Origin of the sequence: Actinomyces weissii (assembly GCF_016598775.1) — a bacterium.
In the GTDB taxonomy this organism is placed as follows: domain Bacteria; phylum Actinomycetota; class Actinomycetes; order Actinomycetales; family Actinomycetaceae; genus Actinomyces; species Actinomyces weissii.
In genome coordinates this window covers 410,980-433,675 of record NZ_CP066802.1, presented here as the reverse complement: position 1 = coordinate 433,675, position 22,696 = coordinate 410,980, and the positions used below count along the sequence as shown (strand labels likewise).

General features: G+C 70.3%; 12 protein-coding genes and 1 CRISPR repeat array. Of the genes, 5 read left to right on the top strand and 7 right to left on the bottom strand.

What is annotated here, in order from left to right; translation table 11 throughout:
* Position 1: 1 nt before the first annotated feature.
* Entirely contained in the window at positions 2 to 2,152 is a 2,151-nt protein-coding gene (cas1, locus tag JG540_RS10245) for a CRISPR-associated endonuclease Cas1 (RefSeq protein WP_234042862.1), read from the bottom strand.
* A gap of 216 nt (positions 2,153 to 2,368) precedes the next feature.
* Positions 2,369 to 3,200: direct repeats of the CRISPR family, unit length 37 nt; unit sequence GTCTTAATGCACCTACAGGTGCGTGGTGCTTCCTGAC.
* A gap of 353 nt (positions 3,201 to 3,553) precedes the next feature.
* Here cas1 and cas6 point away from each other — a divergent pair.
* Positions 3,554 to 4,360 (top strand): CRISPR system precrRNA processing endoribonuclease RAMP protein Cas6, encoded by an 807-nt coding sequence (gene cas6, locus JG540_RS01780; protein WP_200276391.1) that lies wholly within the window; start codon positions 3,554 to 3,556, stop codon positions 4,358 to 4,360.
* A 167-nt stretch (positions 4,361 to 4,527) separates the two neighbouring features.
* On the opposite strand, the gene JG540_RS01775 is transcribed toward cas6, so the two are convergent.
* Both JG540_RS01775 and dacB read right to left on the bottom strand, forming a co-directional pair.
* Complete coding sequence (locus JG540_RS01775) at positions 4,528 to 5,799, bottom strand: zinc-dependent metalloprotease (protein ID WP_200276389.1); 1,272 nt, start codon at positions 5,797 to 5,799, stop codon at positions 4,528 to 4,530.
* Between the two features lie 23 nt (positions 5,800 to 5,822).
* Complete coding sequence (gene dacB, locus JG540_RS01770) at positions 5,823 to 7,208, bottom strand: D-alanyl-D-alanine carboxypeptidase/D-alanyl-D-alanine endopeptidase (RefSeq protein WP_200276387.1); 1,386 nt, start codon at positions 7,206 to 7,208, stop codon at positions 5,823 to 5,825.
* Between the two features lie 367 nt (positions 7,209 to 7,575).
* Between dacB and JG540_RS01765 the strand changes: the two genes are divergently transcribed.
* On the top strand, positions 7,576 to 8,076 hold the full coding sequence (locus JG540_RS01765) for an inorganic diphosphatase (protein WP_200276385.1): 501 nt from the start codon (positions 7,576 to 7,578) through the stop codon (positions 8,074 to 8,076).
* 198 nt (positions 8,077 to 8,274) lie between these two features.
* Here the strand turns inward: JG540_RS01765 and JG540_RS01760 are convergent, their stop codons facing one another.
* On the bottom strand, positions 8,275 to 9,639 hold the full coding sequence (locus JG540_RS01760; RefSeq protein WP_200276382.1) for a C40 family peptidase: 1,365 nt from the start codon (positions 9,637 to 9,639) through the stop codon (positions 8,275 to 8,277).
* A gap of 369 nt (positions 9,640 to 10,008) precedes the next feature.
* Here JG540_RS01760 and JG540_RS01755 point away from each other — a divergent pair, with 369 nt between their 5' ends.
* The 3 genes from JG540_RS01755 to JG540_RS01745 are packed head-to-tail and all read left to right on the top strand — an operon-like array spanning position 10,009 to position 13,809.
* Positions 10,009 to 11,370 (top strand): O-acetylhomoserine aminocarboxypropyltransferase/cysteine synthase family protein, encoded by a 1,362-nt coding sequence (locus tag JG540_RS01755; RefSeq protein ID WP_200276380.1) that lies wholly within the window; start codon positions 10,009 to 10,011, stop codon positions 11,368 to 11,370.
* Between the two features lie 40 nt (positions 11,371 to 11,410).
* Positions 11,411 to 12,751 carry a homoserine O-acetyltransferase MetX gene (gene metX / locus JG540_RS01750; protein ID WP_234042861.1) on the top strand — a complete coding sequence of 447 codons (1,341 nt, stop codon included), beginning with the start codon at positions 11,411 to 11,413 and terminating at the stop codon, positions 12,749 to 12,751.
* Positions 12,751 to 13,809 (top strand): alpha/beta hydrolase, encoded by a 1,059-nt coding sequence (locus JG540_RS01745; RefSeq protein ID WP_200276378.1) that lies wholly within the window; start codon positions 12,751 to 12,753, stop codon positions 13,807 to 13,809. Before metX ends, JG540_RS01745 begins: the two co-directional genes overlap by 1 nt.
* 118 nt (positions 13,810 to 13,927) lie before the next feature.
* Here the strand turns inward: JG540_RS01745 and JG540_RS01740 are convergent, their stop codons facing one another.
* The 3 genes from JG540_RS01740 to JG540_RS01730 form a co-directional block, all read right to left on the bottom strand.
* On the bottom strand, positions 13,928 to 15,262 hold the full coding sequence (locus JG540_RS01740; protein WP_200276376.1) for a restriction system modified-DNA reader domain-containing protein: 1,335 nt from the start codon (positions 15,260 to 15,262) through the stop codon (positions 13,928 to 13,930).
* Positions 15,263 to 16,219: 957 nt separating this feature from the next.
* Entirely contained in the window at positions 16,220 to 18,925 is a 2,706-nt protein-coding gene (ppdK, locus tag JG540_RS01735) for a pyruvate, phosphate dikinase (protein ID WP_200276374.1), read from the bottom strand.
* Between the two features lie 1,133 nt (positions 18,926 to 20,058).
* Positions 20,059 to 22,686 carry an ATP-dependent Clp protease ATP-binding subunit gene (locus tag JG540_RS01730; RefSeq protein WP_234042860.1) on the bottom strand — a complete coding sequence of 876 codons (2,628 nt, stop codon included), beginning with the start codon at positions 22,684 to 22,686 and terminating at the stop codon, positions 20,059 to 20,061.
* Positions 22,687 to 22,696 lie beyond the last annotated feature (10 nt).

Sequence of the window (22,696 nt, the reverse complement as noted above, 5' to 3'; positions counted from 1 at the left end):
GTCACCGCCACGACACGCCCTCCCAAGACTCCCCCGGCTCCAGCAGCGCCCGCGCCAGGCGCTGGGCCTGGTGGTGCACGTGCCTGCGCCAGCTCCCCTGGAAACCAGGCAACGCGCCTGAGACCGTCCGCTGCATGGTGGCCTCGTATCCGTCCACCAGGGCCTTCTTGCCCCGGCGCTCCAGCCACACGCCCGCGCCGTCAGGAGACTCCACCGCGTGCTCCGGCCGCAGCCGCCGCTGCCGCAGCAAGGCCATAACCGTACGGTCCACCAGCAGGGGGCGGAACTCCTCCATAAGGTCCAGCGCCAGGCTAGGACGCTTGTCCGTGGAAGCGTGCAGAACCCCCAAGGAAGGCTCCAGGCCCGCCGACAGCAGCGCCCCCACGCACTCCGCCAGCAGGATCGCGTACCCGTAGGACAGCGCCGCATTGGCCAGGTCCCTGGGCGGCCTGCGGCTCCGCCCCTCGAACACCACCTCCGCAGGTACCAGCCGGGACAGCTCCTCGAAGTACAGCAGGGAGGCCGCCCCTTCCAGCCCCATCAGCTCAGCAGTGTCCGCCGCGTGCGCAGCGTCCCCCATCAGCGTCCGCAGCTGAGCGCACACGTCCCCCACCTGCACACCCTCCTGACGGCGCCCCAGCCGCTGGAGCAGCCCCACCTGGTGGCGCAGCTTGGCCTCCACGATGCTACGAGCCAGCGGTAGGCGGGCTGACTCGTCCGCACACACCGCAGCCTGAGCCAGCAGCCGGCGGGCGCTGGCCGTCGCCCGCGGGGCCGCCAGACGCCCCAGGTAGCTGCCACGCCGGGACAGGAACACCACGTCGACGTCGTGCCTCAGCGCCCAGGAGCGCGCCCCCGCCGACAGCCCGACCGCCCCGGCCAGTACCAGGCGGCACACCGCGTGGCGCGGGATGCTCATCTGCGGGATCCCGGAGTCCGCCTCCACCAGCAGCCTGCCCTTGGACACGCGCACCCGGCTGCCCTCCCGCCCCACGTAGACCACGTGGTCAGGGTCCGGGTGCCCTTTGACGTCATGGCGTGGGTCCACGGCGGGCTGCGTGCGCGTCAGCTCGACCCCCAGGTAGCAGAAACCCTCGTCAAAGCTGGTCATGGAGGTCTTCTCCTCGTTCAGTGACAAACCCAGGGAGCCAACCAGGGCGCGCAGGAGCCTGGCACCGTGGGCCAGGTCCTCCCTACTGGGGGAGCAGACGATGATGTCGTCCGCGAACCTGGCGTAGCCGAAACCGGCGTCGCACAGCTGGTGGTCCACGTCCGCGAGCACCAGGTTGGCCAGCAGCGGGGACAGGGTGGACCCCTGCGCGATACCCCGGCTGCGGCAGCGCCGCTCACCGCGCGCCCGGCGAGGCCGTGCCACGAGCCCCACCAGCGCCAGGGTGCGCTCACAACGCACCGCCCGGCCCAGCACCCGCAGGGCCTGTGAGACATCCAGGTTAGGGAAGTAGTCGCGCACGTCGGTGCGCAGCACGTGGACGAAGCCAGCGTCCCGCAGCATGGTCACGTGGTGGATCGCGTCGTCCCGTCCCAGGCCGGTGCGGTAGGCAAAGCAGCACGGCGACAGCAGCAGGTCCACCCGGTGGCTCAGGGTGTTAACCAGCGCCCGCTCGACCACCCGGTCACGGATCGTGGGTATACGCAGGGTCCTGGTGCGTGCACCTGGGGTGCCAGCAGCTTGCCCGCAGGCGGGCTGATCGGTGCCTGCTGCCCCGGGGGTGCTGGCCCCGCCGCCGTTCTTGGCGATCTGAATGGCCCACAGCGGGCCGGGACGGTAGGTGCCTGCCCGCAGCTCCTGGCTGAGCTGGTTGATGAAGCCTTTGGGGTCAGCGGCGATGCGCTGGGTCTGCGCGGTTAGGGTGCCGTCGCGGGCGTCACGGGCCAGTACCGTCTGCCAGGCCTGGGTGAGGGTCTCCACACTTGTCAGGGTCTCGAACAGAGAGGGGCGGTGACTAGCGGGCGCCGGGTTGCCGGAAGCTGGCCGGTCAGCAGCCGGGCAGGAGAGCTCGGCAGGCTGCGGGGCCAGGTCCAACGGGGCGTATGCAGGCAGCAGCTGGCCCAGGTGTACGCCCGGGCCTGCTGCTAAACGGTATCCGCGGCGACGGCGGGCACCTGTTGTGCTGCTGCTGGGAGGGCGCACGGCTGGGTCACCTGACCTCGACGACGGTGGGAGGGCGGGCGGAGCGGCTTCCAGAGCCGTGAAGCGACCGTCAGGAACTGCGGCTCCTGACAAAACATAGTGGCACAGCATGTCCGCGGACGCAGCCCGGGAAACCGCAGACGAAGGACCAACGGACATGCGACAGCAATAAACATGCAGAAGCACCTAGGCAGAGCCGATCAAACCTGAAGAGGACCCCTAATGCATCTACAGGTGCGAGGTGATTCCTGACGCGTCGGGGTTCTCTGACCTAATTTCCTACCTCCAGTCTTAATGCACCTACAGGTGCGTGGCACTTCCTGACAGAAGTGCATCTTGACAAGCAGAGAGAATAGGAGCGTCTTAATGCACCTACAGGTGCGTGGCGCTTCCTGACGTTAGATTCCGCCAGCTGGTAATCCAGAAAAGAATCGTCTTAATGCACCTACAGGTGCGTGGTGCTTCCTGACGATACGGCACCGACATGGTTGACGACCAGGGCGTTGTCTTAATGCACCTACAGGTGCGTGGTGCTTCCTGACCGGTCACCGTCTCCCTTCACGGGCAGAAGCCTGGTCGGTCTTAATGCACCTACAGGTGCGTGGTGCTTCCTGACTCGTCGGGGACAAGAGGCCGGTCAGGCTCTTCGTGGGTCTTAATGCACCTACAGGTGCGTGGTGCTTCCTGACGAGCACGAAGGCGTCTTCCTGGAGGCGTGGACGCAGTCTTAATGCACCTACAGGTGCGTGGTGCTTCCTGACGGATCGGCTGGATATGTCTGCCCAGGCAAAAAGGGGTCTTAATGCACCTACAGGTGCGAGGTGCTTCCTGACCAACGACATCACGAACAAGGAGAAGTGATCATGGCGTCTTAATGCACCTACAGGTGCGTGGTGCTTCCTGACGCAACGAGCTCTACTTGGGCGTGCTAATGGGGTAGTCTTAATGCACCTACAGGTGCGTGGTGCCTCCTGACGATGCGCCCTAAGCCCACCAGAAAATAGCCCACCGGCCTTAATGCACCTACAGGTGCGTGGTGCTTCCTGACCCTGGCCCCCAGAAGCCTTGCAATCACGCCACTTCCAGGACCCAGAGCGCCACTGGCCCCGCAAGCACCCCACAGGACCGGCCAGCACACCCCCACTATACCCACTTTTCGGCCCAATCAAGCCAAGCGCCACCGACGCCCCAAAACCACCCCCAGCCACCGACTTCCAACGAGACCAAGCCAGAAAGTCCCCCTCCAAACACCCCAACCAGCAAACACACAGCAAACTCCCAGCAAAGTCTCTGTCGCCCCCGAAGCATCATTCCCCACCCCCATGCGAAGAACGGCCCCCCGGTACACAATTAGCCCTACCCCGCACACAGCTCCCCACAGCGGCACACCAGGAGGGCACGGTGCCCAGCAGCCTCTACATCTCCTTCGACGCCCCACCCGGCACCCGGCTCACCCCCCGGCGCGTGCACGCCGCCTGGGGCCACGTCCTGGACCTGCCCGCAGGCCTCACCCCCGAACGCGCCGCCACCCACCCCACCCTCGCCCACCGGCCCCCACACAGCTCCCCCACCCCCAAGCCCTACGCCATCGGCCAGGTCACCAGCACCAGCCACCAGCTCGGCTTCGAGCTAAGAGTCCTGGACGACCGCCTGCTAGGCACCCTGGAGGCCTGGCTCGCCTGGGGCGGGGTCCTGCCCCTAGGGGACGGCGGCCCCACCACCCCGACCGCCATCGCCGTCGACGCGCAGCTCCTGCAACAGACCACCTGGCAGGACATCGCCGCCACCACCCAGCACACCTCCTGGACCGTCACCCTGCAGACACCCACCGTCCTGACCTCCCACGGCCGCCACCACACCAACCTGGAAGCCGCCTCGATCGCCACCAGCCTCCACGCCCGCTGGCGCCAGCACTCCCCCACCACCTGCCCCCACCTGCCCGACCGGCACCTGCTGGAGCACCTGCTCACCACCGTGGACCACACCCAGGTCAGCACCATCAGCCTCGGCATGCCTCACGACGACGGGCGCGGCCGCCTGGCCTCCCGCAGCATCCAGGCCCGCACCGGCTCACTGAGAGTCACCGGCCGCCCCGACGCCACCACCGCCGTCTTCTCCCAGCTCATGGCCCTGGCGAGCTACACCAACGTCGGCTCCCACAGCGCCTACGGCATGGGGGCCCTGGACGTGGTGCCCGACCCAGCCTGAGCCAGCACCCGCCGTAAACCAGCACAAGCCCAGACCGCCCCCAGAACCGGTAGCCGCCCAGACCCGCACCAGCCCCTCAACCACCACGGCCAAGGGCACCGGCCCACCTGGAGCCTGGAGCGGCGCTCCTCGCCAGCCGCTGCCGCCCGCGCACCCCGGCAAGCGCCTCAGCCCAGGCCCAGCCGCTCCAGCCAGGCCTCCGGCGCCGCCAGCTCCGCCGGGGTGGGCAGCAGCTCAGGCCCCGCCCACACCCGGTTCAGGCCCTCATGCCCCACCCGGGACAGCACCGCACGCACGAAAGCCCCGCCGTCCACGTACTGGGCCTCCTTGTCCGCCAGACGCACCAGACGGCCTACCAGGCCGCTCAGACCAGCCCCCGGCCCCACCGAGCCACCCACCCGACGGTGCGCCATAACCTGCCGCAGCCGGTGTGCCGAAGGCAGGCGCGCAGGCGTCACCGAGTCCAGCACCGCCTCCGCGTGCCCCTCCAGCAGCGCCAGCACCGCACTGAGCTCAGCAAAAGCCTGCTGCCCCTCCACACCCAGCACCACCGCCAAAGGGTCCGCCTGCCGCCCGTGCAGCAGCCGCAGCAGCCTGCCCGGGCCCGAGCCACCACCCTCCAGCCGCAAGGCCCCCACCACGGCCGCCACCACCACCGACATCCGCGAGCGCAGGTACTCCCCCAGCCACGGGGCCTGCGCCAGCTGCACCGCGTGCGTCGCCTCGTGCAAGGTCACCCAGGCGGGCAGGTCCAGCCGGTCCAGCTCCATACGCTGCTGGAAGGCCAGCACGTTCGGGGCCACCAGCAGCATCCGGCTCCCGGTTGCCCCTGACGACGCCGCCGCACCTTCACTCGCCCCAGCCCTAACCTCCGGCGCCGCAGACGCCACCGGGACCGGGACAGACGCAGGAGCCTGCGCCCCAGCCGTCAACGCAGACGCCGCACCAGAGACGGACACCGAACCGGCCTCGCCGTCTAGCGGCACCGCCCCAGCAGGCACCAGCGCCTCCCTCGGCAGCACCTGTCCCAGCAGGCGCGTGGACCACGGCCCCAGCAGCCCAGCCAACTGGGCGGAAGCCACCGCCCGTGCCGGCCCCAGCCGCCAGCCTGCCTCCACCGGGACCGGCGCAGGCACCCCCTCCAGCAGCCGATGCAAGGACGCCGCCGCCGTCATGATCATCCCCGCCCGGTCAACCACCAGAACCTGGGTGCTCTCCGCCGCCTCCTGCGCCGCCCGCCGCAGCCCCGTGATCTGGGCTACCCAGGCGGGCGCCTCCAAGGCAGAACGGCGCAGCAGGGCCACCACCGCGCGGCGGCTCGCCGGACTCACCTGCGGCCCAGCGGGCGTGGCCGCCGTCGCCAGCCGCACCACCGCCCGCCAGTCCACCAGCGCGGCCGCACTAGGCCGCCCCGCGCCCACCGGCACCTCCTCCAACATGCCTGCCCCCTGCACCGCCGTCCTCACAAAGCCTTCAAAGGCACCACAAAGTCGTTGTCAACCGCGCTGCGGGCGTTCCACAGGCCCCCCGACGCGAAGCCGTCCACGATCACCGAGTAGGCCAGCAGCCGGCCCCCGTCCGTGACCACCAGGCCGCTCAGGGAGGCGCACTCCTCCAGCGAGCCGGTCTTGGCGCGCACCTCCCCCGCCGCCCCCGTGCCGTGGAAGCGGTCATGCAGCGTGCCTTCCAGGGCCGCCACCGGCAGGTCCGCCACCACCGTGCGCCCCACCTTGCCGCCCTGCTCCGCGGCCGCCCGCTGCACCAGCTGGGCCAGCAGGCGCGCCGGGACCTTATCCGCCTTCGCCAGGCCGGAAGTATCCTTGAGCGACACGCCCGTCAGGTCAAAGCCCTCCGCCTTGAGCTGGGCCGTCACCGCCTGGGTGGCCCCCGTGAAGCTGGCCTCCCGGCCCGAGGCCGCCGCCAGCAGGCGCCCCTCCACCTCCGTCATGGTGTTGTCCGACTTCTTGAGGGACACGCTCATCACGTCCGCCAGCGGCGCGGAGGTCACCGCCGCCAGCTCCGCCGCCCCCGCCGGGGAGGCCGCCCGCACCGGGGCGCCCTCCACCTGCACGCCCGCCGCCTTCAGGTGCTCGACGAACACCTCAGCGGCCTGCATGGCCGGGTCAGCCGGGTAGGTGCCAAAAGGGCGCGCACTGATATCCACCATGATCGGCTGGACCCGGGCCACGAAGTCCTCGTTCCCTGCCTCCCAGCCGTCATTCCAGTCCGGGCCTTGGAACAAGGTGTCGTCCAAGGCCACCCGCACGCTAGCCACCCCCTGCGCCTGGAGCTGCTCGGCGGTGGTGCGCGCCAGGTCACCCAGGCCCGCCCGGCCCGCGATCGCCGTCGGACTGCCCTGGTCCTCCGCCAGCAGCACGTCCCCGCCACCCACCAGCGTCACGGTGCCCTGCGACAGCGTGGTGCGGGTCTGCAGGGTGTGGTCCGGCCCCAGCACCGACAGCGCCGCCCACGCCGTCAGCAGCTTCACCGACGACGCCGGGGTCAACGGCGTGCGCGCCCCCACGTCCGCCAGCTCCTGGCCCGTGACGACGTCGATCACGCTGACCCCCACCCGGCCACCACCCACCAGCGGGTTCGCCGCCAAGGCGCTGGCCAGGGCCGTGACCTGGGCAGGCTCAGGCAGCGGGGCGTCCGCGCGCGCACCCCTAGGCACCTGCTGCGGGACCGGGACAGGCGGGTGCACGGACGGGAAGGGCGCGGCAACTACCTGCTCGCCAGCTACCGTGACGAAGCCCGGCACCAGGTCCAGGGCGTCAGCCACCCCGTAGTACCCGATAGCGACGGCGAGCGTAGCGGCAGACAGGGCCCTCACGGTGCGCTTACGCATACTTCCCTCCTGGGTGTGCCCGCAAGTGTATCCAGAGGCCAGCCGCAGCAGGACGGCACCGCTGGCCGGGGCGTCGGCACGCGGGAGCCAGGCGGCCCGGCACGCTGCAGCGAGGCCGCCACCCAGGCCGGGCGACGCCGTCGCCGCCGTGCCGGATGTGCCAGCTGCTCCCGCGGACGGCGCTCGTGGGTCACACTAGTGCCATACGCACCCAACCGGCCCGCCACCGGGAGGGGAGCCCGACCCAGACCTGGGAAGGGACCCCCACCCAGGCACCGGCCAACGGCACCACGCCCGGGCACCGGCCAACGGCACCGCGCCCGGGTGCTGCCCACCGGCACCAGACGGCACTAGACAAGGAGCATCCGTGGAGTTCGACGTCACCATCGAGATCCCCAAGGGGAACCGCAACAAGTACGAGGTCGACCACGAGTCCGGACGCATCCGCCTGGACCGTATGCTTTTCACCTCCACCCGCTACCCCGACGACTACGGCTACATCGACGGCACCCTGGGCGAGGACGGAGACCCCCTGGACGCCCTGGTGCTGCTGGAGGAGCCGACCTTCCCCGGCTGCCTGATCCGCTGCCGCGCCCTGGGCATGTTCCGCATGCGCGACGAGAAGGGCGGCGACGACAAGGTCCTGTGCGTACCCGCCGCGGACCAGCGCGCCTCCTGGCGAACCGACATCGAGGACGTCAGCGAGTTCCACCGCCTGGAGATCCAGCACTTCTTTGAGGTGTACAAGGACCTGGAGCCCGGCAAGAGCGTGGAGGGCGCCCACTGGGTGGGGCGTGAGGAGGCGGAGGAGGAGATCCGCCGCTCCTACGAGCGCGAGGCGCAGCGGGTGGCCCGCGAGGGGCACTGAGCACAGCTGCCGGGGGCGGCTGGCAGCGCACGAGCACCGGGGCGCTGGCGGCGTCGGCGTCGGCGTCGGGAAGGGGCCGATGACCTTCGTGTGCCTGCCAGCCGCCCAGCGCCGTCTCAGAGACCACTTACCCACAGGAACTTAGGTGCACCTTACCGGTCTCGCGGTGCATATGTCCCGGTCTCGCGGAGAGGGGGGTTAGAGGCGGACTGCGTAGGGCATCAGCTCGCTGTAGCGCATGGAGATCACGCGCACGCTCAGGCCCGGCTTGGGAGCCTCGATCATCTGGCCGCCGCCCACGTACATCGCCACGTGGTGGATATCCGCCTCGCCCCCGTAGGAGAAGAAGATCATGTCCCCCGGCTGGACCTGGCTTACCGGCACCTTGGTGCCTCGGTTGTACTGGTAGGCGGCGAAGTGCGGCAGGTTGATACCCAGCTTGGCCCACACCACCATCATCAGCCCGGAGCAGTCCACGCCCGAGTCGGAGGCCCCGCCCCACACGTAGGGCACCCCCTGGTAGCCCAGGGCGATCTGCACCGCCCGCTCCCCCAGGCTCGATCCGGGGGCAGGCGCGGGTGCTGGCTCCTCGTAGCTGGGCTCCTCCGGCTCCGGCTCAGACCAGCTGGGCTCCTCCGGCTGGCTCTGCGGGGCAGCAGGCGCCTCCGGGAGCCCACCCCACGATTCGCCTGCGCCGTCAGGCTGCTGCGTCTGGCTGCTTGTGTCCTGCCAGGCCTGCGGTGCGGGCCGGGCCGCAGAACCCTGGGCACCCCCCGCCTCCAGCGCCTGGCGGGCAGCCTCCTCCTGGGCCTGCCTGCGGGCGACGTCGATCTGGTCCTGCCGCTGGGTCTCCAGCTCGACCGTGGTGTTCCGCTGCCGGGCCAGCTGGGCGATCAGCGTGGCGCGACGGTCCTGAGCCTGCTGCTCGGCGCTGCGCGCGGTACTGGCGGCGGTGTCCGCACTGGCCTTGGCGCTGCTCGACTCGTCCAGCGCCGCCTGCTTGGCCCCCTGCTTGGCGTCAGCCAGGGTGCGCATGGTGTCGGCCACGGCCTGCAGGGACTCGACCTTCTGCAGCTCGGCGTCCGTGTTCTCCGCCAGCCGGTCCAGGTGGGCCTTGGCCTCCGCCACCTCAAAGAAGCTTCCGGCACCCAGGTAGGGGGCCAGGAACTGCAGGGGGTCGGCCCCCTCCTGGTAGGCGGCGAGCACGACGTCGGCCAGGGCGCCGCGGGCGACCTCCGTGGCGGCGGCCGCCTGGTCAGCGGCGTCGGCGGCCTGGACGGCGGCGTCCTGGGCAGTGGCCAGGTCATCCTGGCTGCGCAGGTACTGCTGGTTGGCGAGCTGGGCCTGCAGCTCGGCGGCCTGCGTGTCAGTGGCGAGCTGGGCCAGGGACGCTTCCAGCTCCCCGATGGAGGCGGTGGTGGTCTGCTCGGCGGACCGGGCCTGCTGGAGCTGGGCCTCGGTAACCTCGTCGGCGACGGCGGTGGGCAGGAGCGTCCCCGCGAGCGCCACCACGCAGAAGGCCGCGCCCGCCCGGTGCCGCAGGCGCGCTAGTGGAACATCCAATAACTCTCTTAGGGCCACGCCTTTCACGCTAACAACGCGCACCCCATTAGTGGGTTACGTTCACATAAGCCCCAGGGGCCACTTTGGCTTCGGCCAGGTCGCGTCCCGGTCACCCCCGCACCGGCCCCGTCGCCCCAGCCGCGCCCACACCTGGCACACCTGCCGTCGACGACGGCAACACCCCGACCGGTGTCATGCCAGGACCCCGACCCACGAACGGAACCACCAAGCCCCTGACCGGCTCGCGCACTGGCCTGACGCTGCTGGGCACCAGCGAGACCAGCCACAGCGAACGGCACGCCGTCGCCCTGGCACCCAACCTGTGGACAGGACTGCCCGGTACCTCCACTGTCCCGTTATCTTCCAGACATGTCTGAGACCAACCGCCCCGCCCCCAAGCTGCCCACCGCCACCAACCCGACCGGCTGGCGTTTTGAGACCAAGCAGGTCCAGGCAGGCCACACCCCCGACGGCGACACCGGGGCCCGCGCCATCCCGATCTACCAGTCCACGTCCTTCGTCTTCCCTGACGCCCAGGAGGCCGCGGACCGCTTCGCCCTGAAGTCCCTGGGCCCTATCTACACGCGCCTGGACAACCCCACCAACCAGATGGTCGCCCAGCGCATCGCGGCCCTGGAGGGAGGCGTCGGCGCACTGCTGGTGGCCTCCGGCCTGGCCGCAGAGACCCTGACCTTCCTGACCCTGGGCGGCCAAGGCAGCAATATCGTGGCCTCCCCCTCCCTTTACGGCGGCAGCGTCAACCTGCTCAAGCACACCCTGCCGCGCCTGGGCATCGAGACACGCTTCGTGTCCGACCCGGCCGACCCGGCCGCCTGGGCGGCCCTGGCAGACGCGCGCACCACCTGCTTCTTCGGCGAGTCGATCCCCAACCCCAAGGGCGACATCCTGGACATCGAGCCGCTCGCCCAGGCAGCCCACTCCCTGGGCCTCCCGCTGGTGGTGGACAACACCACGGCCTCCCCCTACCTGACCCGCCCCATCGAGTGGGGGGCCGACGTCGTGGTGGCGTCCGCCACCAAGTTCCTGGGCGGCCACGGCTCCTCCGTGCTGGGGGTGGTGGTGGACGCGGGAAGCTTCGACTTTGCCCAGCAGCCGGACCGCTTCCCCGAGTTCAACACCCCCGAGCCCTCCTACAACGGCCTGGTCTACGCCCGTGACCTGGGCGTGGGCGGGGCCCTGGGCGCGAACCTGGCCTTCCTGCTCAAGGCCCACACGGAGGGGCAGCGGGACCTGGGCTTCGCCGCCTCCCCCATGAACGCCTTCCTGGTGGCCCAGGGAGTGGAGACCCTCTCCCTGCGCATGGAGCGGCACGTTGACAACGCCTTGGCCGTGGCCCGCTGGCTGGAGGCCCGCCCCGAGGTCACCCAGGTGCGCTACGCGGGCCTGGAGTCCAGCCCCTACTACCAGCTGCACCAGAAGTACTGCCCCCGGGGCGCGGGCAGCGTCTTCTCCTTCGACCTGGCTGGTGGGCGGCAGGCCGGGGCGACCTTCATCGACTCCCTGACCCTGTTCTCGCACCTGGCGAATATCGGTGACGTGCGCTCCTTGTGCGTCCACCCGGCCACCACCACCCACTCACAGCTCGACGACGCCGGCCTGGCACAGGCCGGTATCGGCCCGGGCACGGTGCGCCTGAGCATCGGGATCGAGCACATCGACGACATCCTGGCGGACCTGGAGCAGGCTCTGGACGCCGTCGCCGCGCTCTGAAGGCCCCGGCTGGGCGGGGCGTATGCGGCAGAATCAGGGTATGACGAGCACCCCTGGGTTCCCCCCTGCGCCTGCCACCGGCGGCCCCAGCCTGCCCGCCCCGGCCAGCCCGCCCAGCCCGGCCGTCCCGCCGTCCCACCCGGCCCCGCAGCAAGACCTGCCAGGCATTCAGGTCTCCACGACCTCGGCCTCCCCAGAGCGGGCCCCAGACCGCCTCCTGACGGCCGCCACCGTCTCCTCCGCCCGCCGCAAGCTGGTGGAGCGCACCGCAGGCTGCCCCACCGGCGCCTGGCACCCGGAAAAGGACCCCGGCCAGCGCCGCTTCCTGGAGATCGGGGACCTGCCCCTGGAGTCCGGGAAGACCCTGCCCGGCACCGTGCTCGCCTTCGAGACCTGGGGCGAGCTGAACGCCGCCCGCGACAACGCCGTCCTGGTGCTGCACGCCCTGACCGGCGACTCCCACGTCACCGGCGAGGCTGGCCCCGGGCACCCCAACCCCGGCTGGTGGGCGGACGTGGTGGGGCCCGGCAAGGCCGTGGACACCCGGCGCTTCTTCGTGGTGGCCGCCAACATTCTGGGCGGCTGCCAAGGGAGCACCGGCCCCGCCTCCACCGCCCCCGACGGGCGCCCCTGGGGCTCACGCTTCCCCTGGCTCACCACCCGCGACCAGGTGGAGGCCGAGCGCCACCTGGCTGACGCCCTAGGCATCGACGCCTTCGCCGTCGTCATTGGGGCCTCCCTGGGCGGGCACCGCGCCATCGAGTGGGCCGCCACCCACCCCCAGCGCGTACGCAACCTGGTGCTGGTGGCCACCGGTGCCGCCACCACCGCCGACCAGCTGGCCTGGTGCCACCTGCAGACGCTCGCCATCGTCAGCGACCCCGCCTTCCAGGGCGGCGACTACTACTCCCACCCCACCGGCCCGATCCGGGGCCTGGGGCTGGCCCGGGCGATCGCCCACACCACCTACCGCTGCGCCGCCGAGCTGGACGAGCGCTTTGGCCGCAGCCACCAGGGCGGTGAGGACCCGGCCACCGGCGGCCGCTACCAGGTGGAGTCCTACCTGGACTACCACGCGGGCAAGCTGCTGGGGCGCTTCGACGCCAACAGCTACCTGATCGTCACCCACTCCATGCGGGTGCACGACGTCGGTGCCGGACGCGGCGGCACCGAGGCCGCGCTGGGGCGGGTCCGGGCCCGCACCCTGGTGGTGGACGTGGACTCCGACCGGCTCTTCCTGCCCGCCCAGGCCGACCAGCTGGAGCGCTGCGTGCCCGGGGCCCGGCGCGCCACCATCCGCTCCCTGCACGGGCACGACGGCTTCCTGGTGGAGCACGAGCAGATGAGCCGTATCCTGTCCGCCTTCCTGGAGGAGGTCTGATGCCTGAGCCCGCACCCACCACCTGGGGGCCGGACCTGCTGGGCCGCGGCTTCCAGGCCCGCAGCATCGAGCTGCTGCCCGACGACGAGGACGACGGCGCGGTAGCCACCCTGGTACGCCACGTCCCGGCGGAGGACCCCCTGGCCCGGCCGGGCACCCCCTCCACCCCCACCTTCGTGTGCCTGTACCTGCACGGCTGGAACGACTACTTCTTCCAGCCCGAGCTGGCGCGGGAGGTAGCCGCCCTGGGCGGGGCCTTCTACGCCCTGGACCTGCGCCGTTACGGCCGCTCCTGGCGGCAGGGGCAGATGCTCGGCTGGATCACCAGCCTGACCGACTACGACGAGGAGATCGGCCAGGCCCTGGCGCTGGTGCGGGCCGAGCGCGACGAGCACCTGCCCCTGGTCCTCATGGGCCACTCCACCGGCGGGCTCACCGCCGCCCTGTGGGCCGACCGCCACCCAGGCGCCCTGGCCGGGCTGGTGCTGGTCTCGCCCTGGCTGGAGATGCAGGGCTCCAACCTGCTGGTGAGCGTGGGCGAGCCGATCGTCCACACCCTGGCCCGCCTGGACCCCCGCATGGTGATCCCCACCCCTACCGCCCCGGTGGAGCAGCTCTTCAGCGCCTCAGACGGCTGGGACCCGGAGCGCGACGGCCCCCTGCCCGACCCGTCCTGGGAGGGCGACCCCTACGTGACCGGCTACCAGATCAACACCGACTGGTCCCCGCGACCCTCCGCCCCTATCCGCCCCGGCTGGCTGCGAGCCATCCTGGCGGGCCACGCGCGGGTCTACGCGGGCCTGGACATCCGCTGCCCGGTGCTGTCCATGTCCTCGGCCCGCAGCCGCCTGGGCATCACCTACAACGAGGACTCCCGCAGCACGGACACGGTCCTGGACGCGCAGGCGATCGCCCGCCGGGCAGTGGACCTGGGGGCCCTGGTGACGGTGGCCCGCTTTGACGGCGGCGTGCACAACCTGACGCTCTCCGCCCCGCCCGTGCGGGAGCAGGTCTACTCCACCATCCGGCGCTGGATCGGCTGCTACGTGCTGCGCTGAGGCTGGCTGTGGTCCGCCGGGGCCGCAGGACGCAGGCCGCGTGCGAAGGGACCTGCTGGCGACGGCGGGGCGCCCAGACAGCAGACCGCTCCAAGCCGCAGGCGGCGCCCAGCCAGACCTACTGGCGACGGCGACGGCGGGTGCCGTCCGCCCCCACGCCTCCTGACTGGTGCCGCTCACCGTCACCGGCCCTGGAGCCGGAGACCTCCTCCAGGGCCTCGCGCAGGCTCGGCCCGCGCACCCCGAAGCGCCACACGTGCCAGCCGTCCGCCCCCTCACAGCCCTGGGCGGCGTCAGCCGCAGCCGAAGGATCCGTGAAGCTGCGCCCGTCAGCCAAGGTGATGACCCCCTGCGGCGAGAGCACCGCCTCATGGAAGATACCGCGGCGCAGGCGCTGCCAGACGATCGGGGTGTCCCGCTCCAGCACCGAGCCCACCAGCTCCAAGGCGGCCGAGGCCTCCGGGGCACTCATGCGCGCAAAGCCGTCCACCGGGGTGGCGGGGTCGCTCGCGCCTGGCGGCGTCTGCGGGGCCTCGGGCGCTGTCGCCTCCGGCGTGCCTGCTTGCTCTTCCGCAGCCTCCTCCCGGGGGCCCGCCGAGGCTCCGCCCAGCTCGGAGACGTCCGGGGCGTCCAAGGTGATCTCCATCGGGTCCTCGGTCTTGCCCGACGCTCCCTGGGAGGCACGTTCCTTAGCTGCCGGGGCCGCTTGCCTGGACGAGGCTACGGCCCCAGCAGGCGAAGCCTGGTCAGCCTGGGCGCCGGGAGCCTGGGCCTTTGAAGCCGAGGCTGCGGCGGCGTCGTCGCTATTGGCAGCGTCGTCAGCAGCGGGCTTGGCCCTCTCGTTGACCACCGCCGTCTGACCAGAGAGCACCGGCTGGGCGGCACGGCGTGAGGCCAGCATCCGGGCTGCCGGGGAGAATGTCTGGGGCTCCACGCGCTGGAGCTCCACCAGCCGGCGCCCCGAGGAGAACTCCCGCACTGACAGCAGCTGCAGCTCCACCCCGGAGGAGGCCAGCATCGCCAGGGAGGAGCGCACCGAGTCGGCGATGCGGGCGGCCACGATAATCAGGCGGGGGCCGGGCTCAACCCGGGCCGGCATGGACTCCCGGAACTCGTTCCAGTCCTCCCGGAAGGTCTGCAGCCCGCCGGGGTAGCGGTTGGCCAGCTCGGCCCAGCCAGCGGCCGCGACCGTGGCCAGGTGCGCCATCGAGGAGACGATCACCGAGGGGTCCAGCTCCTCGATAACCTCCACCGCCACCACCTGCCCGGCCGGGTCCAAGGCGGTCAGCACTGTGCCTGCCTCATTCCAGCACACCGGGAACAGGGGGGCGGACAGGACCTCAACCACGTGGTGACGTACTGAGTCCAGGGCCTCACGGCGGGCGGCCTCCCCGGCCTCGTGCCCCAGGCGCGCAGGGGCCAGGCCTCCGTCGTGGAGCTCGAACAGGGCCATATCCACGTCCTCCTAGTCTGCGGGTCAGAGCCGGGAGGCACAGTAAGGTGCGGCCGGGCTGATAGCGACCTGATAATCCTCTCACGGTCGGGCCGTAAAGAACCTGCCAAGGGCCACGCAGCACAGTGACCCCCTCCTCACACCCCTGCCACCCCCCTCTCGCGAGACCGGGACATATGTACCGCGAGTTCGGTAAGGGTGACCTTAGTTGTGGATAACTTGGACGGGGTTTGGTAACTGGTGGCGGTCTAGTAGACGCCGGTGCCGCCGCTGTCCGCGAGACCGGGACATATGTACCGCGAGTTCGGTAAGGTTAACCTAAGTCCCTGTGGATAACGGGGTGCCGGTGTCGCCAGGGCGGACTGGCGGGAGCGCAGCCGCTGGCTTGGCGCCCTGTGAACGGGGCGTCTTCGGTGGCCAGGCGTCCAAACTGATGACAAAGGCCTTCCCCGGCCCTGCATGCCGCAGCATGATCGTTGGAATCATGCGGATCGCGAGTGGAGCTACGTGCAACTCCGGGCTGTTTGTCATCAATTTGGACACTCCCCACATGGCTCGCGAGACCGGGACATACGTACCGGCCCCAAACCCGTCACTCAGGCCACCGGCAACCCCCACCGCGCAACGCCAAACCTGCCACCTAGACCCAGCGGCCAGCCCCGCCGTCGGTGCATGCCAACGCCGCAGCCGCCACCGGTGCACGCCAGCCTCCAAGACCCCCAGCTATCCACAACTAAGGCCACCCTTACCGAACTCGCGAGCCATATGTCCCGGTCTCGCGGTACTGGCCCCGCCGTCGCCAGCCAAACCGCCCCGCAGCACGCAAAGGGGCCTGGAACGCAACCGCCCCAGGCCCCTCCGCTAGCAGCAGCCAGCCGACTCAGCTTCCAGCCAAGCCAGCCAGCCCAGCCAACCAAGCCAGCCAACCAAGCCAGCCAGTCTGGCTAAGCCTCCGACTCAGCCCTCACCCTGCATGAGCGCCGCCCGCCCAGCCTCCAGGCGCGCCACCGGCACCCGGAACGGCGAGCAGGACACGTAGGTCAGCCCCACCTGGTGGAAGAAGGAGATCGAGTCCGGGTCACCACCGTGCTCACCGCACACACCCATCTTCATGCCCGGCTTGGTGCGGCGGCCGCCCTCCACACCCAGGCGGACCATCCCGCCCACGCCGTCGACGTCAATGGACTCGAAGGGGGAGGACCCGAAGATCGCCTCATCCACGTAGTGCCCCACGAAGGAGGCCTCCACGTCGTCGCGGGAGAAGCCCCAGGTGGTCTGGGTCAGGTCGTTGGTGCCGAAGGAGAAGAAGTCCGCCTCCTCCGCCACGTGGGCGCTGGTGACGGCGGCGCGCGGCAGCTCAATCATGCAGCCGATCGGGAAGTCCAGCTCCAGTCCCGACTCCTTGCCCACCTCCGCCAGCACCTTCTCGGCGCGCTCGCGGGCGATCTGCAGCTCCCGGACGCTGCCGATCAGCGGGATCATGATCTCCGGGCGGGGGTCGCCGCCAGCCTTCAGCCGCTCCACAGCCGCCTCCGCGATCGCCCGCACCTGCAGCTCGATCAGCCCCGGCATGGTCAGCAGCAGGCGCACGCCGCGCAGCCCCAGCATCGGGTTGGCCTCGTGGCTCCTGCGCACCACCGCCAGGAGCTCCTCGTCGGCGGGGTCCAGCTGGCCCCGCTCCCGGTCCACCGCCACCTGCACGCTCAGCTCGGTCAGGTCCGGCAGGAACTCGTGCAGCGGCGGGTCAATGAGACGCACCGTCATGGGCTTGCCGTCCATGGTCTCGAACATGCTCACGAAGTCGCCCTTCTGCAGCGGCAGCAGGGCGGCCAGGGCGGCCTCACGCTCGGCGTCGGATCCCGCCAGGATCAGGTTCTGGACGAACTGCTTGCGCTCCCCCAGGAACATGTGCTCGGTGCGGCACAGCCCGATCCCCTCGGCGCCACGGCTGATGGCGTTGCGGGCGTCCTCGGGGGTGTCCGCGTTGGCCCGCACCCGTAGGCGGCGGCGCTCGTCGGCGTGCTGCATGAGCCGGTCCACGGCGGCTACCAGCTCGCGGGTGTCGTCGTCGGTGGCGGCGGTGAGCGCGGCCTCCAGCCCGGAGCGCAGGTAGGTCATGACCGGGGAGTCCACCACCGGCACCTCCCCCAGGAACACCTCACCGGTCTGCCCGTCGATGGCGATCACGGAGTCGGAGGTGAGCACCTCCTCGCGGCCTGCCACGCGCACGGTCTTGGCGACGGCGTCGACCTCCAGCTGGTCCGCCCCGCAGACGCAGGTCTTGCCCATGCCGCGGGCGACGACGGCGGCGTGGCTGGTCTTGCCGCCGCGCGCAGTGAGCACGCCGGCGGCGGCCACCATGCCGGGCAGGTCGTCCGGGTTGGTCTCGCGGCGCACCAGGATCACGGACTCGCCTGCGGCGGCGCGGCTGGTGGCCTCCTCGTTGTTGAAGGCGATGTGGCCCACCGCGGCCCCCGGGGAGGCGGGCATGGCGCGGGTGAGCAGGTCACGGTCGCCGGACTGGCCGAACTGCGGGAACATGAGCTGGGTGAGCTGGTCACCGGTTACCCGGGTGAGGGCCTCGTCCATGGTGATGAGGCGCTCGTCCACCAGCTGGGTGGCCACCCGGAAGGCGGCGGCGGCGGTGCGCTTGCCCACGCGGGTCTGCAGCAGCCAGAGCTTGCCGCGCTCGATGGTGAACTCGATGTCGCACAGGTCCCGGTAGTGGGTCTCCAGGCGGCGCATGGCGGTGCGCAGCTCGTCGTAGCTGGTCTTGTCCAGCTCCTCCAGGTCCGCCAGGGACAGGGTGTTGCGGATACCGGCGACGACGTCCTCCCCCTGGGCGTTTACCAGGTAGTCGCCGTAGACGCCGGGGCGGCCGGTGGAGGGGTCGCGGGTGAAGCACACGCCGGTGCCGGAGTTCTGCCCCATGTTGCCGAAGACCATGGTGCACACGTTGACGGCGGTGCCCAGGTCGTGGGGGATCTTCTCGCGGCGGCGGTAGATGTGGGCGCGCTCGGTGTTCCAGGAGCGGAAGACTGCCTCGGTGGCCATGTCCAGCTGGGCCCGGGGGTCCTGCGGGAAGTCGAGGCCCGCGTGCTCCTTGACGATGGCCTTGTACTCCTCCACCAGCTCCTGTAGGGCCTCCACGGGGATCTCGTAGTCCATGGAGACGCCCCGGTCGGCCTTCTTGGCCTCCAGGGCGTCGGAGAAGTGGTCGCCGTCGATGTCCAGCACGGTCTTGCCGAACATCTGGATCAGGCGGCGGTAGGAGTCCCAGGCGAAGCGCTCGTCGCCGGAGGCGGTGGCCAGGCCCTTGACCGAGACGTCGTTGAGGCCGATGTTGAGCACCGTCTCCATCATGCCGGGCATGGAGAACTTCGCGCCGGAGCGTACGGAGACGAGCAGGGGGTCGTGGGCCGCGCCGAGCTGGCGCCCCAGCTCCTCCTCCACCTCACGCATGGCCTTGGTGACCTGGACGCTGAGCTCGTCTGGTACGGCACCGCTGGCGAGGTAGGCCCGGCAGGCGTCGGTGGTGATGGTGAAGCCGGGCGGGACGGGCAGGCCTAGCTTGGTCATCTCAGCCAGGTTGGCTCCTTTGCCTCCCAGGAGGTCTTTCTGGTCCTTGTCGCCCTCGCTGAAGCGGTACACGTACTTGGGCATCGTTGCCCCTTTCTGCTCATCGGCTGGTTGGAACAGGCAGGACGGCGCCGCCTGGGCGCCCACAGGGCCACTGTATGTGACAGAGGTCCTAGCGCCAAAAGGTCTGCGCCCAGGAAGGGGCTGGTTTGGTCGCTGGTGGGCGGCGGCTGGTGGAGTTGGAGACGCTGTCGGACACCGACGGGGATGGCAGACACCGACGGCGGGACTGGAAGCGCTGTCGGACACCGACGGGGATGGCAGACACCGACGGCGGGGCTGGAGGCGCTGTCGGACACCGACGGGGATGGCAGGCGCCGACGGCGGGGCTGGCGGTGAGGGCTGTCGGAGGCCGACGGTGGGGTTAGCGTCGCGGCGGTGGTGCGGCTTGGGAGGGGCTCTGTGGCCGCAGGGCAGTTGCAAGGTCTCTGGCTTAGGTCCCCCTTACCGGTCTCGCGAGACCGGGACTTATGGCTCGCGAGACCGGGACATATGTACCGCGAGACCGGTAAGGGTGGCCTTAGCTGTGGATAGCTGGGGTGACCCTTGGGGGCTGGCGGGCACCGGTGGCGGGACTGTCCGCTGACCTTGGCGACGGCTTTAGCGTTGTGGTGGTGGGGCGTTCTGGGGACCGGGGTTCCGAGCGGTAGTGACAGGGCATACGTGGCCATGGGCGGGCGGGGATGCTGGCGCCCGGCGGCTGCTTGCTGCACATGGAGCCAGACTGGTGTTTGGATTCCAGTGTTTTCGGGCGCCCGGTGGTGGGGTGGGCGGCGCGAGGTGTGCAGCGCCGTCGTCATTGCGCAATTGGCCGGGGCGCACGAGGCAGCAGGCCGGAGCGTGTTGCCAGGTATTGGGCGTAATTGCAACGAAAAGCCCTACCCCCCGGGCTCGCGCCGCCGTGCGTGCGACCAGCGGATAGACCAGCCAGAGGCCCCGGATGCCATGCGACAGGACCCCAGTCCTGACCGAGTTACCCACAACTAAGGCCACCCTTACCGGTCTCGCGGTACATATGTCCCGGTCTCGCGAGCCATATGTCCCGGTCTCGCGAAACACGGACGGGGAGCGCCCCAGCAGCTACGGCCGTACCAACCCAGTCCCGGGCGGCACCAGCACCCCGTTATCCACAGGAACTTAGGCTGACCTTACCGGTCTCACGAGCCATATGTCCCGGTCTCGCGGACGGCGGCGGCGTCGTCGATCGGGACGGGGTCGGCGGCGGCAGCACGGCCACCGTCGTCACCAGCGGTACCACCCTGAGCCTCATCCACGGCCGCGACCGCCGCCTCAGCCGCCGCCACCGCCGCGTCCTCGTCCTTGACGTGCCCGGCCCAGGGCTCACCCTTGAAGGTGAACTCACCGAGCAGCCCCTCACCCACGGCGTCCACCGTGACCTTCTGGCCACGCTCGATCTCCCCGAAGAGGATCTTCTCGCTCAGGGCGTCCTCGATGTCGCGCTGGATCGCACGGCGCAGCGGGCGGGCCCCCAGCACCGGGTCGAAGCCCCGCTCAGACAGCAGGTCCTTGGCGGCCTCGGTCAGGACGATGGTCATCTCCTGCTCCGCCAGGCGCTTGTCCAGGCGCGCGATCATCAGGTCCACGATCTGACGCACCTCCGGCTTGGTCAGCTGCGGGAAGACGATCAGCTCGTCCACCCGGTTGAGGAACTCGGGGCGGAACTGCTGCTTGAGCTCACGGTTCACGTGGCTCTTCATCTCCTCGTAGTCCATGGTCCCGGCCTCCGTCGACTGGAAACCAGTGGCCACGGACTTGCCGATGTCCTTGGAACCGAGGTTCGTCGTCATGATGATGACGGTGTTCTTGAAGTCCACCACCCGGCCCTGGGCGTCAGACAGGTGCCCGTCCTCCAGGATCTGCAGCAGCGAGTTGAAGATGTCCGGGTGGGCCTTCTCCACCTCGTCAAAGAGCACCACGGAGAAGGGGCGCCGCCGCACCTTCTCGGTCAGCTGGCCGCCCTCGTCGTAGCCGACGTAGCCGGGGGGCGCCCCAAAGAGCCGCGAGACCGTGTGCTTCTCCGCGAACTCCGACATGTCCATCTGGATCAGCGCGGCCTCGTCGTCGAACAGGAACTCCGCCAGGGCCTTGGCCAGCTCGGTCTTGCCCACACCCGTGGGACCGGCGAAGATGAAGGAGCCACCGGGACGCTTGGGGTCCTTCAGGCCCGCGCGGGTGCGGCGGATCGACTTGGACAGGGCCTCGATAGCCTTGTCCTGGCCGATGATCCGCTTGTGCAGCTCCGCCTCCATGTTGAGCAGCTTGGCGGACTCCGCCTCGGTCAGCTTGACCACCGGGATGCCGGTGCTCATGGCCAGCACCTCGGCGATCAGGTTCTCGTCCACCTCGGCCACCTGGTCCAGGTCCCCGGACTTCCAGGCCTTCTCCTTGGCAGCGCGCTTCTCGGCCAGGCGGTGCTCGTCGTCCCGCAGGGCGGCGGCGCGCTCAAAGTCCTGGTCGTCGATCGCGGACTCCTTCTCGCGCTTGACGGCGGCGATCTGGTCGTCGATCTCCCGCAGCTCAGGCGGGGCGGTCATGCGGCGGATACGCAGGCGGGCCCCGGCCTCGTCCACCAGGTCGATGGCCTTGTCCGGCAGGAAGCGGTCGTTGACGTAGCGGTCCGCGAGCTTGGCGGCGGCCTCAATGGCCTCGTCGGTGATGACCACCCGGTGGAAGGCCTCGTAGCGGTCCCGCAGCCCCTTGAGGATCGCGATGGTCTCCTCGATGGTGGGCTGGTCCACGGTCACCGGCTGGAAGCGGCGCTCCAGGGCGGCGTCCTTCTCGATCTTGCGGTACTCCTCCAGGGTGGTGGCACCAATGGTCTGCAGCTCCCCACGGGCCAGCATGGGCTTGAGGATGCTGGCAGCGTCAACCGCGCCCTCAGCGGCCCCCGCCCCCACCAGGGTGTGGATCTCGTCAATGAACAGGACGATGTCTCCGCGGGTGCGCACCTCCTTGAGCACCTTCTTGAGGCGCTCCTCAAAGTCACCACGGTAGCGGGATCCCGCCACCAGGGAGCCCATGTCCAGGGAGTACAGGTGCTTGTCACGCAGCGTCTCGGGGACGTCACCGTGCACGATCGCCTGCGCCAGCCCCTCGACGACGGCGGTCTTGCCCACGCCGGGCTCACCGATCAGCACCGGGTTGTTCTTGGTGCGCCGGGAGAGGATCTGCATGACCCGCTCCCGCTCCTCGAAACGGCCGATGACGGGGTCCAGCTTGCCCTCGCGGGCGGCGGCGGTCAGGTTGCGGCCGAACTGGTCCAGGATCGCGGAGCCGGAGGGAGTGCCCTCCTTGGACGGGCCACCCGCGTTGACCGTCTCCTTACCCTCGTAGCCGGAGAGCATCTGCATGACGGTCTGGCGCACGCCGGAGAGGTCCGCCCCCAGGTTGGTGAGCACCTGGGCGGCCACGCCCTCCCCCTCGCGCAGCAGGCCCAGCAGGATGTGCTCCGTGCCGATGTAGTTGTGGGATAGCTGGAGGGCCTCCCGCAGGGAGAGCTCCAGCACCTTCTTGGCGCGCGGGGTGAAGGGGATGTGGCCGGTGGGGGCGGACTGGCCCTCACCAATGATCTCGATGACCTGGGCGCGGGTGGCGTCCAGGGAGATGTCCATGGACTCCAGGGCCTTGGCGGCCACACCCTCCCCCTCGTGGATGAGGCCAAGCAGGAGGTGCTCCGTGCCGATGTAGTTGTGGCTCAGCGCGCGCGCCTCGTCCTGGGCCAGGACGACTACTCGGCGGGCGCGGTCCGTAAAGCGTTCAAACACTGGATTCTCC

Bases quoted from the DNA above. Each gene is read 5' to 3' on its own strand.
- ppdK (WP_200276374.1), bottom strand. From the start codon at position 18,925: ATGCCCAAGTACGTGTACCGCTTCAGCGAGGGCGACAAGGACCAGAAA.
- JG540_RS01740 (WP_200276376.1), bottom strand. From the start codon at position 15,262: ATGGCCCTGTTCGAGCTCCACGACGGAGGCCTGGCCCCTGCGCGCCTG.
- dacB (WP_200276387.1), bottom strand. From the start codon at position 7,208: ATGCGTAAGCGCACCGTGAGGGCCCTGTCTGCCGCTACGCTCGCCGTC.
- metX (WP_234042861.1), top strand. From the start codon at position 11,411: ATGACGAGCACCCCTGGGTTCCCCCCTGCGCCTGCCACCGGCGGCCCC.
- JG540_RS01755 (WP_200276380.1), top strand. From the start codon at position 10,009: ATGTCTGAGACCAACCGCCCCGCCCCCAAGCTGCCCACCGCCACCAAC.
- JG540_RS01775 (WP_200276389.1), bottom strand. From the start codon at position 5,799: ATGTTGGAGGAGGTGCCGGTGGGCGCGGGGCGGCCTAGTGCGGCCGCG.
- JG540_RS01745 (WP_200276378.1), top strand. From the start codon at position 12,751: ATGCCTGAGCCCGCACCCACCACCTGGGGGCCGGACCTGCTGGGCCGC.